Raw genomic sequence first — 19565 nt, forward strand, 5'->3', positions numbered from 1 at the left:
GTTATCTTTCAACCACTTAGCGTTATCGCTTCGTTGTTTCAGGCTGCGTATAATATCGAGCCAGACAGTTAAGTCAAGCGTTATTTAAAATAATTTTAAACAACTCAAAACTAAATTCTCACTAGATGCTTAACTTCAGCTTTCCCTTGAGAACGGATGCGCATTATAGGGAGGTAGAACACTTACGCAAGTACTTTTTAATAATTCCTTTCCAAGTGATTATTTTCTACACAGATCACTTTTTTTCACACAAAAGGCCTACAAGAAATGAACAATGACTTAATTAGTTGGCAATTGATAAATAATATAAGTAGTATCGATGTGATTTTATTGTTAATTCATCATTTTTTATTTATTTACTAGACCTTACTTATCATGAAATCTACTAATTCAAATATTATTATCATTGCTATTGCTGCACTAGGTGCAGGTGCAATCTCTTTATTACCAATCGCTGTATCTCCGGCTTTTGCTTTCGCTTTTGGCGCAGTAATTACAGGTTTTACATTATTAACTATTAATAAGTCTCCAACTAAATCAAGTACCACGATTTCTTCTGATGAAGATCAGAATACAGATCAAGCAAGTACTACCCTTTATGTTGGTAATTTACCTTATCGTGCTAATGAGTCAGACGTGAAAGATCTGTTTGCTAAGTTCGGTGACGTATTTGCAGTTCGTCTGATGAAAGACAAACGAACAGGTAAAAGAAGAGGTTTTGGTTTTGTTGTTGTTGCAAGTAAAGATGCGGATAACGTTATCGAAAACTTGAACAATAACGAATTTGATCAGCGCACGCTAAAAGTTCGTATTGCTAATGATCCTAAAACCTCGGGTAATCCAAATATTGAAGAGAATTAAACCCTAATTCTCGAAATGTTTTATTTAGTGCCTCTTCATTCTTTGTTTGGGCACTACAATAAACCTCTCCTTTTATCATCTCTCTTCTATCCTCTTCGTGTTCTCCTAGTAACTGCTTTACTCTTCTGGCTATCGCTTCACCTGAATCAATAAGTAAAACATTACCATTAAGTACTTTTTTTATTTCATTTCTCAAAAATGGAAAATGAGTACAGCCAAGAACAATCGTATCTACCTTATTTTGCCAAGGAGATAAAATATCTTTTAACTCTTTGAGATCAACATCCACCCCAATCATCTTTTCTTCCGCGATTTCTACCAATCTAGTTGAACCTAATAGTTGAACATCAGAGATCGGAGCAAATGACTTAATTAACTCATACGTATAAGTTCGCTTAACCGTTGCCGGAGTAGCAAGAAGTCCTATTTTAGTTGATACAAGAGCTGCAGGCTTTATAGCAGGAACAACACCAACCACTGGAATGGTTAACTTACCTCTAAGTGTTGGTAGCACAATAGTGCTGGCGGTATTACAAGCGATCACAACGATATCTATAGCAAATTTCGCACAAAGCTGAGAAATGATATGTGTTGTTCTTTCTATTAGCACTGATTCAGTAAGTTCACCATATGGAAACGCAGCATTATCAAAAGCATAAATATACTTTGCTAAAGGTAATTGATATTGGATCTCTTTATATACAGATAATCCACCGATACCTGAATCAAAAATCAAAATATGTTTTGGCATAACTGAAACCACAGACTCTTTAAATCGAATGAAGATTAGGTCCTAATCATACCGTTAATGCTATTTTTGTAAAACAGAAGCCTGATAACGCAAATGAGTAAACCGCTCTTGTTCGTCAATTCTTATATCAAATAGCTCTATAGAGCCATGAAAACAAGGCGCCTCGATTACCAATGTATGAAACTCCCCATTTTCGCCACATGGATCAATTTGCACAGGAAACTCAGAAAGTAGCTGCATTGTGTATTCTTGGCCACAGAATTGATTATTTAATTGTGTTCCATCCGTTGTAACAAGGATGGTTTTAATTCCACAGCTAATAATTTCTTCTGCTAGCTCACGACTTGATTGTCCTACCAATGGAAAAACACACTCCCAACCCGCTGCTTCTATATAGCTTTTACGGTATTCAACAATGCCATTACAAAACATATCGCCAAAGGCAACTGCATCAAACTCAATTCCACATTCCTTTAAACCAGTTACGACTAAACTTTGATATTCATTGTTGGCAGGGAACACGGTAGGCAATTCAATAGCTATTAATGGTAAACCTGTTAGATCAGCCTGCATTTGGACAACAGAAATAGGAGTTACCTGAAAAGGCACTTCATTTGCTACATGGGTTGTGTATAACCCAACAACCTCATAATCAGGGTTCTCAAGCAATCGGATAAAAGTGAGTGCTGAATCTTTGCCTGATGACCAACTGATGATTACTTTCTTTTTCATATAAACCTCAGAAAAGAAAAAACCGCCGATGAAGGCGGTTTAGATATGTTTAAAATTGATAGTCTAAATTAACATAATATGAACGTTCAACGGGTTTATACCCACCTGCTGTTTCATATTCTTCACCAAATAAATTCTCAACTCTTCCGCGAACTGCAAGATCTGACGTAACCCAATAAGCAGCAGCGACACTCCATAATGAATATGGATCAAGATAAGCTGTTTCAACTCCTGGAGCTGAAGGTAAATCAGAGCGCTTTCCAGTGTAGATATAAGAAAGATTCAGATCTAAATCACCCAAGCTTATATTACCCATCCATTTATAGTTCTGTTTCGCTCTTCTTGCTAACTGTTGACCTTCTGTATCTTCATGATCTTTATACTCAGCGATCAATGTATGAGAAATAATTCCAGTATCAAATAATAACTCTAACTCAACACCTTTAATATCAGCATCAACATTAGCACTGTAACCTGCAAAATTTGGTGCGTCATAATATACAATTAAATTATCTACACGGTTCTTATACAAAGATAAATTAACATTAACTAAGCTATATACGGCAGCAAAACTAGCATCGATATTTTTTGATGTTTCCGGCTCTAAATCAGGAGCTGTCGATAAATCATAAAATGATGGCGCTTTAAAGGCGGTATTATAAGCAGTGCTTACTTTGTAAATATCATTAATTTGATAACTCGCACCAACCCCCCACGTTGTATATTCATCATACTTATCGTGCTTATCAAATCGAGTATTTGCTTCTAACTTTAATTGCTCTAGTTGGTATTGAGTTCCAAAATATACGCCAGTTGACGTTCGACTTTCACCTTCATTAATTATCACCTTATTTGACCAATCAGTAATGTCAGCGTTCACTTTCGCATCAGTCCAATCAACACCTGCATTAATTAACCAGTCATCCGTTAGTTTGATTTGGCTGGCCCATTGCATATTTAACTGATCAATTTTTTGCTCTGAATCGAGTTCACCATTCTCATGATATTCTAATGTTTGATCATCTTGATAACTGATACTTAAATTTGATGAAACCGCATCTTTATGAAAAGATAATTTTGAAGAGTAAACAGTAGATTCTGATTCTGAGCGAGATTTTGTATTTGTATAATGGTTATATTCTGATGTGCTATTAAACCATCTAACACCAGTGAAAAGACTAACATAAGAAGAAAGCTGATGCTCATAGTTCAACATAAACTGGTTGTTTTCAAAGCCATGTTTATCTCCATCATTTAATCCCGACTGAGGATTGACGTTGTAGCCTTCTGTTTGAGTGAATCCGGCAGCCATTTTTAAATGTCCATTTTCGCCTACTTGAGTGTTAGCAGCAAAGTTTCCTTCTTTATACTTATCGCTACCTGCACCAATGGTTGCTGATTTCGACTGATTATCAGGAGAAGTTCGGGTGATGATATTAATCACTCCCCCAACTGCATCAGAGCCATACATTACCGCTCCAGAACCACGAATGATTTCAATTCTTTCGACTTGATTTACAGGGATTTTATTAATGTTCATTCCGCTTTTAATAGAACTGTTCATTCTAAAGCCATCAATTAAAATCAAGACATGATCAGAGTTAGTACCTCGCATAAAAATAGAGGCGTTTTGACCAATACCACCATTGCTTGCGACTTCAACCCCTGGTTGCAATCTTAAAATGTCCGTCATCGTTTTTGCTTGAATCTGAACAATTTCTTCTTTTGTGACTACACTCATTGGCGCAATAACATCTTTAGCCGGCTGCTCAAATCGATTAGCAGTAACAACCATCGTTTCATCAGTTTCAGTTTTGGCGTTTTGAGCAAATACAGGGGAAGTATAGGCGTGAGAAAGCAGCGACACTATTGCAGTCGCAAGGGCAGTTTTTTTCATTTCCGTTGTTTCCTAAAATCGCGTTAAGTCCATATAGTAATACCTAGGTATCACATATTGTTGGCAGGTCTTCGGACTTGAGAGCAGTTAACCTACGGTACTCACTTCCCATCACTTATCTCTACATCCTTTGATAAAGAAAAATAATAGTGTGTTTAATGTACTTTCGTTCTCTCTTACCGCTGCGCGTCAGTTCTGGATTCTCACCAGATTCCCTTTTCAGGCTATTATCGAATATAAAAATAGCGCACCAACATGGCAGAAATAGTAATGGCGTACGCTATCTTTGTCTAGGCTTAGCTAATGAGTATTCCCTCTTTTACTCAATTAGTTTCGATCAATCACACACAAATACTGGACAACAGATCTCTATCGCATAAAATCGGCGCTCTTATTTTGAGCAGCGTGAGGCAAGACAATGACCCAACCCGTCATGAACCCAGAAAATTATCAAGTACAATTAGATGAAAAAGCAGAAGCATTGTCTGCAATGTTTTCTGAATTTGACGTTCCTGAATTGGAAGTCTTTTCTTCTCCTGCTGAAAACTACCGTATGCGAGCAGAGTTTCGAGTTTGGCATGAAAATGACGAAATGTATTACGTTATGTTCAACCAAGAAACCAAAGAAAAATACCGTGTCGATTACTTTTTGCCAGCCAGCCGTATCATTAATGATTTAATGCCATTACTGACTGAAGCGGTAAAAGAAAGCAAAATTTTGCGTCATAAGATGTTTCAAGTAGACTTTTTATCCACTCTAAGCGGTGAAATCTTAGTTTCAATGCTTTATCACCGCCAATTAGATGATGCTTGGAAAAAAGAAGCAAAAGCACTAAAACAACGTTTAAATGATGAAGGTTTTAATCTGAATCTTATTGGTCGTGCTCGTAAAATGAAGATTGTACTGGACCAAGAGTTTGTTATTGAAAAATTAAAAGTTAACGACGATATTTTAACTTACAAGCAAGTTGAAAATAGCTTCACCCAACCAAACGGTGTTGTTGCACAAAAAATGCTAGAGTGGGCGGTAGACTGTACTCAAAACAGCCAAGGTGATTTATTAGAACTTTACTGCGGTAATGGTAACTTCTCATTAGCTTTAGCTAAAAACTTTGATCGCGTTCTAGCGACTGAATTAGCAAAACCTTCAGTAGAGTCAGCACAATACAATATTGCAGCAAACAATATTGATAATGTTCAAATCATTCGTATGTCAGCAGAAGACTTTACCGATGCAATGGAAGGTAAACGTGAATTTAGACGCTTAAAAGATCAAAACGTAGATTTAAAAAGCTATAACTGCAATACCATTTTTGTCGATCCACCACGCTCAGGTATGGATGAAGGCACTTGTAAAATGGTTCAGGGTTATGAACGTATTATGTATATCTCTTGCAACCCTGAGACACTAAAAGCAAACTTAGACATTTTGGGTAAAACACATAACATTACTCGCTTTGCTCTATTTGACCAATTCCCATATACACACCACATGGAAGCTGGTGTGTTCTTAGAGCTTAAGAAATAAGAGTTTAAAGGCTATAGATACATAGACAAAAACACAAAAGGTACGGCTCAGGGTACGGGGCATTAAATTATTCAATAATTTCAATTCCTCTCTCCCTGAGTAAAAACTAGGTGACCCCACCTAATTAATGGTAATAGTTCATATTCTTACCCACTAAGACAGCTCTCAGATTAATTAAATAGTATCCATCTCCGTATTTGTAGAAGTAACGGCTTCTGAATCACGTTCGTTTCAAGAAAAGCACCACAACCCTTTTGCTGAGTTTGGAGAGCATAAGCAAGAGGAGCTTAAACGAGTAGAGTAGCAAGAGGCCTTAGAGCTTTATCGTCAAAAAGAGCAGGAGTTTCAAGACAATCTAGTTTTTCTGATTGGGCGAAAGCAGTGATTGTTACCTTCAACTCGATGCTGGAGATAGCGTCAATAGCTATTTATTAAAGCCCTATCCGGCATTATCCACCGTTTTTACAATTTCAACTCTATCAGCGTCAACCATTTGCTTTTTGATTAAAGATATAAAACGTTTGTCATTAATTAGCTTTAAGAACAGATCAATGTTGTTTTCATCAACAATAAACTTTCCGCCACCATCAAAATCTATCTGCCACTCATGTTCAGCAATGATGTTTTTCATATCTTCAATAACGTGCTGATCTTCAAAATAACGCGTTTCTTCAGCAGAGACTAAACGGACGTAGCAAGGTTTGTTTGTACCAATCGCAACTTTTAAATCATCTACTGAAGTGATGATTCCATTTTCAGCAAGAGCATCAACTAAGACATCTCTCTTTGCCTCAAGGCCGGCACGGATGTACAAGCCTAACTCATAATTGGCTTTGTCACGAATGAAGACATCTTAGCCGTATGCAACAAAATCAAAATAATCACGCAAAGAAAAAGTATTGCGAACTTCTACCTTTTTAAAGTCACCATCTGAAAATGCCCAGCTAGACAACGTTGAAGCTCTTTTTAGATTCCAACCGCCTTTAATCTTCGAGAATGCATAGAATTGATGATCATTGAGATTAAATTCTACTACCAGCGCCCAAGCGTTATGAAACTGGTGAATGTCAGTTACAGGATCATTGTCTACTCCCAAACGTATTTTTCCAATAACACCCGAAAAGTCCGTGTCTTCGACTGAGTGAACGAGATCTCTGTCTTCATCTGTATCTATCGTCAGCGCAGAATAAGCTGATAGCTCTCTAATGGGCTTTATATGATTATCTAAACCCAAAAAGAACTTGCGTAAGGTTCAAACGATTTCACTTTCACAAATATCCAACGGAGAAAAATAATTACGAACTTCTATTTTTGTACTACTATTTTAATTCGTAAATCAAGGGATAAGATAATATGGTAAAAGGAATGACCATTAAGGCAAAGCTCATCACTCTTGCCTCGCTCGTAACGGTATCAATGATGTTGTATGGCGTTTTCGAGAACATGATTATAAATAAAATCATATATGCAGAAGAGGTAGCTTCTCAGAATTGGTTTATCGAAACAGAACTTCTTGCTCTTAGGCGTCATGAAAAAGATTTTTTTTCTCGTATGGATGATAAGCACCTAGAGAAACATGCTGAGGTTATGGCTCATTTAAAAATGGACCTGATTAAGCTCAACGAGGATTATCTTTTGTTATTTAACCGAGGGACGAATAATTCAACCACCCTCAGTAAATTAGAGGTGTACCAAGACTCATTCATAGCGCTGGCAAAAATTTCACACCAAATTTATGATAAAAACGGGCTTGAAAAGGAAATTGATGACGCTAGAACGAAATTAGAAGAGGCTATAGTTCACACTCAATCTATCAGCGTTGAGCATGTAATGGTTGAGCTTATAGAAGCTGATTATGAGTTCCGTATCCAGCACTCTCAAGATACTCTTGATGAGTTACTTTCTAGTAAGAAAGCACTCGAGATTGCAATTACAGAATATCCGACGGTTAAGCCTGTCTATGATGCTTATTTTAGTGCCTACAATGAATTGATTGACTTACATTTGAAGATGGGGTTTGAACATAATGAGGGCCTTAAAGGGATGATGAGAAAGACGGCTCAAGAGGCTGAATCTGTTATCGTGGAGAATGCTAAGAGTATCTCTCTACTAATCGCCGACTATATTGAGGAGCACAAATTCAAACTGCATATTTTTGGTCTAGTCTTGCTTTTGTTTACCTTAAGTTTCGTTTTTGTAATAGCGAGCAATATTAATGCTAGGCTGAATACCCTAAACCATATGGTCAAAGCGCTCTCTACCGGAAATAGAGATTTAACAAGTCGAATCAACTTTAAGGGCAACGATGAATTTAGTGAGATTGCTCGTTCGTTCAATCAATTTATTGAGTCTCTTCAAGAGGCTTTTCAAGAAATTAAAGTGAGTTATGAAGCCATCAATCTGGCTAGTCACGAAATGTCTGGGAAGCTAAATTTAACGACTCAGGGCTTTAGTGATGCTGTTACTCGTGTAAACAGCATAAGTAGTTCCATTCATGAGTTAGTAACGGTCAATTCCGAAATAAATCTTTCAATAAATGCCACAGACGATGCATCAAGCAAACTCAGTAACGCTAATGAGCAAGCTTTAAATATATCTAGGGAGTCCAATGCGGAGATAAATGGCTTAAATGAAAAGCTACTCAATGGTCAAGAAAGAATTACTGAACTCAATGAGCAATCAGCAAAAATTCAAAGTGTTACAAAGGCCATTCAAGAACTGGCTTCTCAGATTAACTTACTGTCTCTCAATGCTGCCATAGAAGCTGCTAGGGCTGGAGAGCAAGGGAGAGGGTTTGCTGTGGTTGCCGATGAGGTGCGAAGCTTATCAGGTAAAACGGATGAAGCGACTTTAGCTATTGATGAAACAATTGTAGAGCTGCAGAAAAAGATTGCTGTCGTGGTCGATATTCTGGAGGAGTCGACTAAAACAGCTCAAGATACCTTGAGTAAGAGTAAACATGCGAATAATGAACTTGTTACGGTTGAAGGGTTGTGTCTGAGCTTATCTTCCCAAACATCACAACTAGCTACAGCCTCCGAAGAGCAACAATACACGAATAATGAAGTTGAAAACCATTTACAAGAGCTAGTAGCCATTTCAAGCGCCAATGAAGAGCAAATTGTACAATCGCAACACTCGACAGATATCGTCTTACTTCAGTCAAAGAAACTTAAAGCAACAATTGATAGTTTTAAAGTCTCATAAATGTGACCCACCGTTAAATATAGAAAGGATTCTTCTAACAACGTCATCAATCAATAGGCAATCGGAACGTTAAGATTCTGTTGCCACCGCTAGGAAGGGACAACTATGGTTTACAGTCATGTCGCATCACGATTACAAATCAACAGGTTATGATTAGTCAATCGGTCGAGGCTGAAATTAACAATGGGATATCTAAAGTTAAAATCCATGCTAGCGATGGTTTGCAGGTTCGTTCGTATACTGATGACTCCATTGAAGAACCCATTGACATTATTTCGTGTTTCTTTCCCAATTGAAAGCGAAATACCCACGTCATTGTACCTGTTGGTCGAACCCTAATATTCAACCCCTCAATCTTTTTATCCGCAACTAAGTATTCTTTTTTTTTGTGGCTTCAGCGCGAGCAAGGTGGCATTGCTATTAATTCGCTTTTTCATGATGAAAGAAAATAATAGATAGAAAAAAGGCTCAGAACACTACATTCTAAGCCTTTTCTTTTATTAACTAATTAAGCATCTACGGGTTCATCTTTCTTTTTTAAAAAGCCCATTTTTACTGCAATCCAAAGTAATAAGCTTAATGTAACAAGAATAGAGAAGAAGTTACCTCCCATTTCTGGGTATTGCGCCTTCACAAAAGCAGAATGACCAAATAAACCGACAAAGAAACAAGCGACAGCAATCAACGAAGTATCTTCACTTTCAGGTTGACGTAAGTATTCTTGGTACAAGCCTTGAGCAGCTAAAACCAATGCTATGATTGGAAAAATTGAAAAAGCCACTTCTGTTACTGTAAATCCAACCCAAACAGCATTCAGAGAAAGACCAGTTATCACTGATAGCACTAAGGTTTTTCGTTCATTTCTACTATTTTCATTTGTCATGCTTTATTACCTCTTATAAACATTGATTCACTGCGAACAATGTAACTGTATTCTATTGATCATTTTCTTTACGATACCAATAGGCGCCTTTAGAAAGCATTCGTAACTGAAAAATCAACCTTTCTGATAATTCTTTTCTATGCACAGCATCCAGATCTAATGCCTCAGCACCAGAGCTAAATACTAACGTTACTGAAGCCTCAGACTGCACTAATGCATCTTCACGAGGCACTCCTGTTGTGGCAACTAAATATTCGCTTAGTTCCGCGACAAAATGTTGGATCTCTCTTGCTACTGCGGCACGAAAGGCCGGTGAAGTTCCAGAGCGTTCTCGTAATAACAAACGAAATACGTTGGGGCTACTTTCAATAAACTCCATAAACGTATCAACCGATGTTCGGATCACGCTTCCTTCAACCACAATTCGCTGACGAGCTTGGCGCATTAGTTGGCGTAAAATCAAGCCACCTTCATCAACCAGGGTGAGCCCTAATTCGTCCATATCTTTAAAATGACGATAGAAAGACGTTGGGGCTATTCCTGCTTCTCTTGTTACTTCACGTAAACTTAAGCTCGTAAAGCCTCTTTCAGCACATAGTAGACAAAAAGCTGCATCGATAATGGTTCGACGAGTTCTTTCTTTCTGTTGTGCTCTCACACCTTTTGCCGTTACTGGTCGCTTCACTTCTGATGCTACATTGAGATCATCAGCTTCGAATTCAGGATACATATATTTTACCGTATGTTGCACAATTAAATTTAATGGGTATCACAAACTTTTCGCTAGTTCACATTATCGATTTCTATTTATCTATGTAAATAATGAAATCCATAAACCTGTCTATTTCCATAAACAACGTGATCCTCTCCACTCTATCTTACTCACTTGATTTACCAAACGAATGAAAAGGTTAAAATAGTTCACTAGCAATGTTGCGAGATTGATAATAATAAGGCACAAATAATGACTAACTCGACCCCTACACATTCAACCCATTTTGATGCCATTGTAATTGGAAGTGGCCCAGGGGGAGAAGGCGCCGCTATGGGGCTGACAAAGGCAAACCTAAACGTTGCTATTATTGAAAGAGAACCAAGTGTTGGTGGCGGTTGTACTCACTGGGGAACCATACCATCCAAAGCACTGCGTCATGCCGTTAGCCGTATTCTTGAATTTAATTCAAACCCTCTTTATTGTAAGAATAATACCAGTCTTCACTCTACTTTTTCGGATATTTTAGGCCATGCGAAAAGTGTTATTGATAAACAGACGAGAATGCGACAAGGATTTTACGACCGCAATCAGTGCTCACTTATCTTCGGTGAAGCCAGTTTTGTAGAAAAAAATACCATCGCCGTAACCGCAAAAGACGGCTCTATCGAAACTTATACCGCAGATAAATTCATTATCGCAACGGGTTCACGCCCATACCGCCCGGCTGGAGTTAACTTCAACCACAGCCGAGTCTATGACAGTGATTCCATTTTATCTCTGCAGCATGATCCTAGACATATTATTATTTACGGTGCAGGCGTTATTGGCAGTGAGTATGCCTCTATCTTTCGAGGTTTAGGAGTCAAAGTCGACCTGGTTAATACTCGAGACCGCTTACTTTCCTTTTTAGATAACGAAATGTCTGATGCTCTTTCGTATCACTTCTGGAACAGTGGCATTGTTACTCGCAATGATGAAAGCTTTGAAAGCATTGAAGCTAACGATGATGGTATCGTGATGCATCTTGAGTCTGGTAAAAAAATGAAAGCCGATTGCATTCTATTTGCTAATGGCAGAACCGGGAACACGGACAAACTTAATTTATCAGCGGTAGGGCTAGAAGCGGATTCTCGTGGGCAACTCAAAGTAAATGGAAGTTATCAAACTATTGTTGATCATATCTATGCGGTTGGTGACGTCATTGGCTATCCAAGCCTAGCAAGCGCCGCTTATGACCAAGGCCGATTTACTGCCCAAGCAATTACAAAAGGCAAAGCAGAAGCACAACTGATTGATCATATCCCTACAGGTATTTACACCATTCCCGAAATTAGCTCAGTTGGTAAAACGGAACAAGAGTTAACGGCGGCAAAAGTCCCATACGAAGTAGGGAGAGCGTCTTTTAAACATTTAGCTCGCGCTCAAATTGCAGGAATGGATATTGGCAGTCTGAAAATTCTCTTCCATCGTGAAACTAAAGAAATATTAGGAATACATTGCTTTGGTGAGCGTGCCGCTGAGATCATTCATATCGGCCAAGCCATTATGGAACAAAAAGGCGACGCCAATACTATTGAGTACTTTGTAAATACAACATTTAACTATCCAACAATGGCCGAAGCTTATCGTGTTGCTGCTCTTAATGGATTAAATAGACTTTTCTAACCATCATCAGCAGCACAGAACGAAAATGGGATAAGCCTTAACTTACCCCATTTTCTATTTAACTATCAATACAATAAACTATTTGGCCTATCATAGGAAAATTGCTTTTCTCCATTGTATAAAAAAGGTAATTGCTAAGCTGATACCACGCATAGCCATAAAAGATAACATCGCAGCCCACAATGCATGGTTACCGTAATCTTGCATTAACCACCACATAGTAAAAAAGGTTAACATCGCAATAAACATGGAATTTCTCATCTCAGAACCTTTAGTTGCTCCAACAAAAATCCCATCCAATAAGAAACACCACATCGACACTAATGGCATAGCAACAAGCCAAGGAAGGTAAATAAGCGCCGTTTGTTGTACCGTTCCAATAGAAGAAATCATTGAAATTAATTGATAACCTCCAAGCCCAAAGGCTAAGCTAAGTATCAAACTAATAATGAAACTCCAAAAAGTCGTGCCGATTAAAGAATCAGATAACTGAGATTTACTCTTCGCTCCGATGGCTTTTCCTACCATTGCTTCCATTGCATAAGCAAAACCGTCCATACCATATGAAATCATCATCAAAAAGCTCATCAATACCGCATTAGCTGCCACAATATCAACACCAAGCGATGCCCCTTGAAACGTCATAAAAGTAAAGCACGCTTGTAGGCATAATGAGCGTAAGAAAATATCTCGATTCAATTTAAATAAACGCTTAAAACCAGAAAGAAGATCTGCAATTGGCATAATGAAACGAGGTAACGCTAATTTTTTACTTTGCTTAAAGACAAAGAACAAGCCTATTACCAAAGCCGAATAGTCCGCAATGACCGAGGCAAATGCAGCCCCCTCTACTTTCCAATCAAAGCCAACCACAAATAATAAATCAAGTACGATATTTATAACGTTAGTAATGATCACAAGCCACATAGGGTAACGAGCGTTTTGCGTTCCTAGTAACCAGCCCATGATAACCAAATTACTCAACGCTGCCGGGGCACTCCATATGCGGATAGAGAAATACTGCTCGGCATACAACTTAACTTCAGGTGCTGCGTCACTAAAAGAAAAAATAGCGTAAGAAAGAGGTTGATGAAAAAGAAGAAGAATAAAAGAAAAACAGAGCGCTAAAAAAATACCCTGAGAAAATGTTTGGCTCAGTAACATTTTATTTTCAGCGCCATACGCCTGTGCAGATAAACCAGTGGTTGCCATGCGTAAAAAACCCAACAACCAAAACGTCACGCTGATCATGGTGCCGCCTACTGCAACCCCTCCTAAATACCATGCGTGTTCGAGATGGCCAATGACAGCAGCATCAATTAACCCTAATAACGGAATAGTGATATTTGAAAGCACCATAGGAATAGCTAACGCTAATACCTGTCGGTGTAGAGAAAGGTTTTTTAGTGCCTGTAGCATAAGCTCTACCAAGATTGAAAAGTAATCGTATTATTACTTACTTCTTTTTGAACCTAAACCTTTGCTACTTTAATTTGTTTCACACATTCACCAATTCATATGAATTAGCAATGGCGTTACTCTGTGCTTAAAAAGTGGAAATTTAGACAACCAGCGCTGCCATACTTTCCATCGTGTACAATCATGCTCAAGAGGCGATGTCACAGATAATTTTTCTATCCACGGTAGCCACCCCGTAAAATGTTGCTTTGGTTGATATAAACCATGTTGATATTCAATACTGCCGAGCTTTTTGCCTATCATGGTATTACAGCGATCCCCCGCCACCACAAACAACGCCTCTGCATGATGAAAACGACGACCCAATAACTGGACAAATTTCGCTAGCTGTTTTTCATTACATTCTAATAATGCATGCTCACAGACAATCATTACTGGTACATCATGTGGCACGGGAAGGTTATCTACCCAGCTTTCTTCTGTTGCAGAGCCACAGCGCAAATAATAACGCTCATTGGTATGAAACAGCTTTTGTCGCCAGAGAAGATTTTCATTGATATCAAGTTCCAGCCAATGACACCGACCGTTATCTAATCGATAAAAACGCGTATCTAGACCAGCACCGACATTCACCACCCACCCCGATGGATTAGATTTTAGAAATCGAGAAACGTATTGATCACATTGAACGGTAAGAGTGGCATGGAGTAATTGCTTTTGATCGATATCTCCAGAGAGACAGTCAGAAGAGAGGTGACAATGTCGACATGCAGCAGCTGCAATAGGATCGTAAATTAATCCGTTATCAATCATACTTTCACGGCTTCTTAACCACAGAGGTTGCAGTAGGCGAGAAGGAATTTTATGGCCGAGCTGTGTCATTATCATCTCCTATGAAAGAAATTAGATGATAATAACTATCATTACCACTTGTAAAGTTCTATTTCAGAAAAACAAGCGATAATGACAATTTAATAATATTCATTCCTAAGATTATCTAAATGAATAGTAATTATACGTAAGTATTACATCCAAGTTGTACTGCGGATAACACCAACAGCAAGACCTTCAATACTTAAACTCTGTGATGTTAAATCTACTTCAATTGGAGCAAATTCTTCATTTTCTGCATGAAGGAAAACCATGGACCCTTTACGCTCTAAACGTTTAACGGTTACGTCATCATCCACTCGTGCGACAACCACTTGTCCATCACGAACATCTTGCGTCTTATGAACCGCTAGCAAATCGCCATCCATAATTCCGATGTCTTTCATGCTCTCCCCATTCACTCGCAATAGAAAATCAGCTTGTGGTTTAAACATGCCAGGATCAACCTGATAGTGACTCTCTACATGCTCTTGAGCAAGAATTGGCTCTCCTGCTGCCACTTGACCAATCAAAGGAACACCAAGCTCTTCATTCTCTGCATCTTGTAAAAGAATTCGAATACCTCGAGAAGCGCCAGGAATAATCTCGATAACCTGTTTACGAGCAAGGGCTTTTAAGTGCTCTTCTGCCGCATTCGCTGAACGAAATCCCAACTCACGAGCGATCTCTGCTCGTGTCGGTGGCATGCCAGTATCATCAATTTTTGCTTTGATTAACTCAAAGACTTCTTGCTGTCTTGCCGTTAGCGGCTTCATAAATCACCTGTCTGTTTATACAGTTAACTGTGAGTATATACAGCTGTGCTATGCTTTGAAAGACCTCTTGATTAAAAAGGCGGCAAAATTAACGACTTTTATGTCATATTACTCGTACTATTGTGGATAATCTGTTCATTTCTATTAAAAGGTTTGACCAGTTCTGCTATTCTTGCCGTGAAATTGTAAGCAACTATATAAACCGACCGATCGGTACATAACTAAGGCGTTATTGTCATTATGTCTACAGGACACACTATTTATCACTCTTTGCTAAAATTGCCATTATCAGTAATGGTGAAGAGTACTTCGATTCCATCGAACCCAATTGAAGACCTTAAGATCGATCTTGAGCGTCCAATCATCTATGCCCTGCCATTTCGCTCGCATGTTGATTTACTGACATTACAAAAAAGTGCATTAGAACTAGGGCTACCAGACCCTCTTTCTCCGATCACGATTGATGATGTGGAATACCCACGCTACGTATTCACTTCTATCGGACCAAAAATATTCGACACCGATGATGACCTACCACAAGAGTCATTAGAGCTATTTAAAGCTGTCTTAAAACATCACGCTGATAATCCTAACGTCGATTTTCAATTAATTCCGACCTCTATTCTATGGGGAAGAAAACCTGGCAAAGAAGGCACTAGCAAACCTCACTTAATGCCACTTAACACCCCTCAAAAATTCATCACGCTGATTAAAGCAGGCCGTGACTCAACAGTGCGTATTAGCCCAGTAGTCTCTTTACGCTACATGGCAGACAATCACGGTGCGGATGAAGCAATTGCCCATAAATTAGCTCGTGTTGCTAAAATTCATTTTTCTCGTCAAAAATTAGCAGCATCAGGTCCTAATTTACCTAACCGCCAAGCGCTATTTAATCGTTTGTTAAAATCACAAGCAATAGAAAAAGTAATTTTAGATGAAGCAAAAATACGCAATGTAGAAGTAGAAAAAGTACGTAAAGAAGCCATGGGGATCATGGAAGAGATCGCAACAAACTTCTCTTACTCACTGATTAAAAACGGTAACCGTATTCTTAAATGGCTATGGAATCGTTTATATCAAGGTTTAAACATTAATAACGCGTCTACTGTGCGTAAGCTAGCACAAGAAGGCCATGAAATTGTGTATGTTCCTTGTCACCGTAGCCACATGGATTACTTGTTACTTTCCTATGTGCTTTATCATGAAGGATTAGTACCACCACACATTGCAGCTGGCATTAACTTAAATTTCTTCCCTGCGGGTCCTATCTTCCGTCGTGGCGGAGCTTTCTTTATTCGTCGTAGTTTTAAAGGTAATCGTCTTTACTCAACTATCTTCCGTGAATACTTAGCAGAACTTTTTGCAAAAGGTTATTCAGTTGAGTATTTCAGTGAAGGTGGACGCTCACGTACTGGCCGTTTATTGGAAGCAAAAACCGGAATGCTAGCAATGACCGTTCAAGCTATGCTGCGAGGGTTAAACCGCCCAGTAACGCTTGTGCCAGTCTATATTGGCTATGAACACGTAATGGAAGTCACCACTTACGCTAAAGAGCTGCAAGGTAAGCGTAAAGAAAAAGAAAATGCAGGACAGGTATTACGCACGCTACGTAAACTGCGTAATTTCGGTAAAGGATACGTCAACTTTGGTGAGCCTATTTCACTAAACCATTATTTAAATGAACACGCACCAAATTGGTCTGAATCAATTAACCCGATTGAGCCACAAAGACCAGAGTGGATGGTTCCCGTGGTGAATGGCATTGCCAATAAAATGATGACGCACATTAATGATGCGGCGGCTGCCAATGCATTAACGTTATGTGCAACGGCATTACTTGCGGCTCGTCAGCGTGCATTAAGTAAAGAAGATCTGACTGAGCAGTTAGATTGTTACTTACAGCTGCTACGAAACATTCCTTACTCAAGCACTGCCACCGTGCCAATGGAAAGTGCTGAAGAGCTATTAGAGCATGCTATTGCTCTTGATAAGTTCGTTATTGAAAAAGACACACTCGGTGAAATCGTTTCATTAGACAGAAATCAGTCAATTCTAATGACGTACTACCGTAATAACATTATTCATCTATTTGCATTACCATCATTAATTGCAAAATTAGTTGTGCAGTCTCGTTCAATTTCTGTTGATGGTATCCAACAACAGATTCAAAAAATCTACCCATTCCTTAAAGCTGAGTTATTTTTGCATTATAGCGACGAAGGTTTGAGCGATGTGGTTAACCAACATATTGATGAATTAATTCGTCAAAAGTTAATCGTACTCGAAAATGGGCTTCTACAACTTAACCCAACCAATATTCGTAAACTTCACTTATTGGCTCATACTATTTCAGAAACACTACAACGCTATGCAATTGCTCTTACGCATTTACAAGCATCGCCTGAATTAGATAAGAATGAATTAGAAGAGCAAAGCCAAATAATGGCTCAGCGTTTAAGCCGTCTGCATGGAATTAATGCCCCAGAGTTCTTCGATAAAGGGGTTTTTGGTATCTTGTTTAATAGTTTAAAAACCGAAGGTTATTTAGACAGCGATGGAAATGCCGTACTTGAAAAAGTCACGCCTTTTGCTCATGACATCTCAAAACTATTAACACCAGAGATAAAACTCACTATCCAAGCGGTAATGAACAAAGAAGATTAATTTTCTTTAAGATACAAAAAAGCCAGTATGAGATTTCTTATTGAAAGTATCATACTGGCTTTTCTTTTATCAGTAAGTCGAAAACTTAAATTAACACGCTCATGCTAATCGCAATAAAGACTAAACCACCGACATAATTATTATTTAGAAAGGCTTTAAAACATGCTTCTCTTTCGCGACCTTTAATCAACCATTGCTGATAAACAAAAAATCCTGCTGCAGCTAACACTCCCCAATAGTACACACTCGAAAGAGCTAACTGAGAACCAAGAATAATCAATAACGTCAGAACACTTAACTGCAGTAGGCCTATGATGAGCTTATCGAAACGACCAAACAAAATCGCCGTTGATTTAATGCCAATCTTTAAATCATCATCTCTATCTACCATTGCATATTGCGTATCGTAGGCAATCGTCCATAGCGCGTTAATCACAAATAACAACCACGCTTCAGGTGGCACTTGATTTGATTCTGCCGCATACGCCATTGGGATAGCCCAGCTAAATGCTAAACCGAGTACAAATTGAGGTAAATAGGTAACACGTTTCATGAATGGGTAAGCGATGGCAAGCACTATCCCTATTCCTGATAGCAGGATCGTTAACGTATTCATGGTTAACACTAATAAAAATGAACACACCACCAAACCAGCAAATAACATAAGTGCTTCTTTAGAAGAAACAAGTCCAGAAGGTAACGGACGATTAGCGGTACGCTTTACATGACCATCGACTTTACGATCAGCAAAGTCATTAATCACACAACCCGCAGAACGCATAAATAAAACACCGAGTACAAATACAACCAGAACATGCCAATCAGGGAGTCCATCCGCGGCTAAAAACAGTGCCCACAATGTTGGCCATAAAAGCAATAACGAACCGATAGGTCGATTCATTCGAGTTAATTGCCAAAACGCCTGTGCTTTTGACATGGTCATGATTCCATTTCCTTTGAGTAAATAGGTGCATTTGGTAAAAACAACTCTGCAACCAACATTGGTTTTTCATTCATCCATAAACGAGAACGACGAGCAAATAACTCCCCTTTATCCGTCATGACTTTTGCGACTTGTAGCTTGTCCCTATGGACACTCTTAGCGCTAAAGACCGTAATACCTAATGGTACATGACCTTGACGTGTTAAGTCGTGTGGTTGGTCTTGAAGCGATGATAATGGGATTAACGTGCGACCATAAACCCAGGAAGTCTGATCGCCCTTTAAGATCACCTTTCTTCGCAGACAAACCTCTTTGCTAAGAAGGTTAGTTTCTTCTTCGGTTAATGAACTCGGATTAATATGAGTATTATCTAAAACCGATACAGACAGCACTTGGCAATGCTGCTCTAAACGGCGAGATAATGAGTCCAGCCCAAGCAACCAATATTGCTGCCATTCGTTACGACACTTAAAGCTATCGGCTTCTTGCCACTGCACTTTTTTCAGTACAGAAGCACACCAAGAATTGATATCTAACATATTCTCTATAACATCTCTCACATATATCGATTATATTGAGAGATAACGGTTAATTTTTTCTCACAACTGCCGACTATTGTAACAAGTAATAAAATAAATTGACTGACGAATGGAT

15 protein-coding genes, 2 pseudogenes and 1 riboswitch are annotated in these 19565 nt (G+C 38.7%); of the genes and pseudogenes, 5 read left to right on the forward strand and 12 right to left on the reverse strand.

What is annotated here, in order from left to right:
• Positions 1 to 375 precede the first annotated feature (375 nt).
• Positions 376 to 861, forward strand: coding sequence for an RNA recognition motif domain-containing protein (locus F8B77_RS12830; RefSeq protein ID WP_151655633.1), 486 nt, complete (start codon positions 376 to 378; stop codon positions 859 to 861).
• Here F8B77_RS12830 and murI read toward each other — a convergent pair.
• From murI to F8B77_RS12845, 3 genes are read right to left on the reverse strand one after another with little or no spacing between them, the layout of a single operon-like run.
• On the reverse strand, positions 824 to 1612 hold the full coding sequence (gene murI, locus F8B77_RS12835) for a glutamate racemase (protein ID WP_151655634.1): 789 nt from the start codon (positions 1610 to 1612) through the stop codon (positions 824 to 826). The genes F8B77_RS12830 and murI overlap by 38 nt on opposite strands.
• Positions 1613 to 1672: 60 nt before the next feature.
• Entirely contained in the window at positions 1673 to 2344 is a 672-nt protein-coding gene (locus F8B77_RS12840; protein WP_151655635.1) for a Dph6-related ATP pyrophosphatase, read from the reverse strand.
• A gap of 49 nt (positions 2345 to 2393) precedes the next feature.
• Positions 2394 to 4241, reverse strand: coding sequence for a TonB-dependent receptor domain-containing protein (locus tag F8B77_RS12845; protein ID WP_151655636.1), 1848 nt, complete (start codon positions 4239 to 4241; stop codon positions 2394 to 2396).
• A 45-nt stretch (positions 4242 to 4286) separates the two neighbouring features.
• Positions 4287 to 4511: riboswitch (cobalamin riboswitch) on the reverse strand.
• A 148-nt stretch (positions 4512 to 4659) separates the two neighbouring features.
• On the opposite strand from F8B77_RS12845, the gene trmA reads away from it, so the two are divergent.
• Entirely contained in the window at positions 4660 to 5769 is a 1110-nt protein-coding gene (trmA, locus tag F8B77_RS12850; RefSeq protein ID WP_151655637.1) for a tRNA (uridine(54)-C5)-methyltransferase TrmA, read from the forward strand.
• Between the two features lie 439 nt (positions 5770 to 6208).
• On the opposite strand, the pseudogene F8B77_RS17985 reads toward trmA, so the two are convergent.
• Positions 6209 to 7003 (reverse strand): annotated as a pseudogene (locus F8B77_RS17985) (Kiwa anti-phage protein KwaB-like domain-containing protein).
• Positions 7004 to 7122: 119 nt separating this feature from the next.
• On the opposite strand from F8B77_RS17985, the gene F8B77_RS12870 reads away from it, so the two are divergent.
• The gene (locus tag F8B77_RS12870) at positions 7123 to 8976 is read left to right on the forward strand and encodes a methyl-accepting chemotaxis protein (protein WP_151655640.1); all 1854 of its coding nucleotides are present in this window, start codon (positions 7123 to 7125) and stop codon (positions 8974 to 8976) included.
• A 259-nt stretch (positions 8977 to 9235) separates the two neighbouring features.
• Here F8B77_RS12870 and F8B77_RS17990 read toward each other — a convergent pair.
• From F8B77_RS17990 to fabR, 3 genes and pseudogenes are all read right to left on the reverse strand, one after another.
• Positions 9236 to 9413: pseudogene (locus F8B77_RS17990) on the reverse strand (Arm DNA-binding domain-containing protein); the annotation flags it as partial.
• Positions 9414 to 9484: 71 nt separating this feature from the next.
• Positions 9485 to 9859 (reverse strand): YijD family membrane protein, encoded by a 375-nt coding sequence (locus F8B77_RS12880; RefSeq protein ID WP_151655641.1) that lies wholly within the window; start codon positions 9857 to 9859, stop codon positions 9485 to 9487.
• A gap of 52 nt (positions 9860 to 9911) precedes the next feature.
• Positions 9912 to 10589 (reverse strand): HTH-type transcriptional repressor FabR, encoded by a 678-nt coding sequence (gene fabR / locus F8B77_RS12885; RefSeq protein ID WP_130045708.1) that lies wholly within the window; start codon positions 10587 to 10589, stop codon positions 9912 to 9914.
• 234 nt (positions 10590 to 10823) lie between these two features.
• On the opposite strand from fabR, the gene sthA reads away from it, so the two are divergent.
• Positions 10824 to 12239, forward strand: a complete 1416-nt coding sequence (gene sthA / locus F8B77_RS12890; protein ID WP_130049219.1) for a Si-specific NAD(P)(+) transhydrogenase — start codon at positions 10824 to 10826, stop codon at positions 12237 to 12239.
• A gap of 90 nt (positions 12240 to 12329) precedes the next feature.
• Here sthA and dinF read toward each other — a convergent pair whose 3' ends face one another.
• The 3 genes from dinF to lexA form a co-directional block, all read right to left on the reverse strand.
• Complete coding sequence (gene dinF / locus F8B77_RS12895; RefSeq protein WP_130049220.1) at positions 12330 to 13658, reverse strand: MATE family efflux transporter DinF; 1329 nt, start codon at positions 13656 to 13658, stop codon at positions 12330 to 12332.
• A gap of 87 nt (positions 13659 to 13745) precedes the next feature.
• Entirely contained in the window at positions 13746 to 14540 is a 795-nt protein-coding gene (locus F8B77_RS12900; RefSeq protein WP_130049221.1) for a class I SAM-dependent methyltransferase, read from the reverse strand.
• Positions 14541 to 14683: 143 nt separating this feature from the next.
• Positions 14684 to 15304: a transcriptional repressor LexA gene (gene lexA / locus F8B77_RS12905; RefSeq protein ID WP_130045705.1), complete on the reverse strand. Its 621-nt coding sequence runs from the start codon at positions 15302 to 15304 to the stop codon at positions 14684 to 14686.
• A 240-nt stretch (positions 15305 to 15544) separates the two neighbouring features.
• Here lexA and plsB point away from each other — a divergent pair, with 240 nt between their 5' ends.
• Positions 15545 to 17968, forward strand: coding sequence for a glycerol-3-phosphate 1-O-acyltransferase PlsB (gene plsB, locus F8B77_RS12910; RefSeq protein ID WP_151655642.1), 2424 nt, complete (start codon positions 15545 to 15547; stop codon positions 17966 to 17968).
• A gap of 85 nt (positions 17969 to 18053) precedes the next feature.
• Here plsB and ubiA read toward each other — a convergent pair whose 3' ends face one another.
• Together ubiA and F8B77_RS12920 are read right to left on the reverse strand one after the other, a co-directional pair.
• Positions 18054 to 18911 (reverse strand): 4-hydroxybenzoate octaprenyltransferase, encoded by an 858-nt coding sequence (gene ubiA, locus F8B77_RS12915; protein WP_151655643.1) that lies wholly within the window; start codon positions 18909 to 18911, stop codon positions 18054 to 18056.
• Positions 18908 to 19450 (reverse strand): chorismate lyase, encoded by a 543-nt coding sequence (locus F8B77_RS12920; protein WP_151655644.1) that lies wholly within the window; start codon positions 19448 to 19450, stop codon positions 18908 to 18910. Before F8B77_RS12920 ends, ubiA begins: the two co-directional genes overlap by 4 nt.
• Positions 19451 to 19565 lie beyond the last annotated feature (115 nt).

It is taken from the genome of Aliivibrio finisterrensis (genome assembly GCF_008933155.1).
GTDB lineage: Bacteria > Pseudomonadota > Gammaproteobacteria > Enterobacterales > Vibrionaceae > Aliivibrio > Aliivibrio finisterrensis.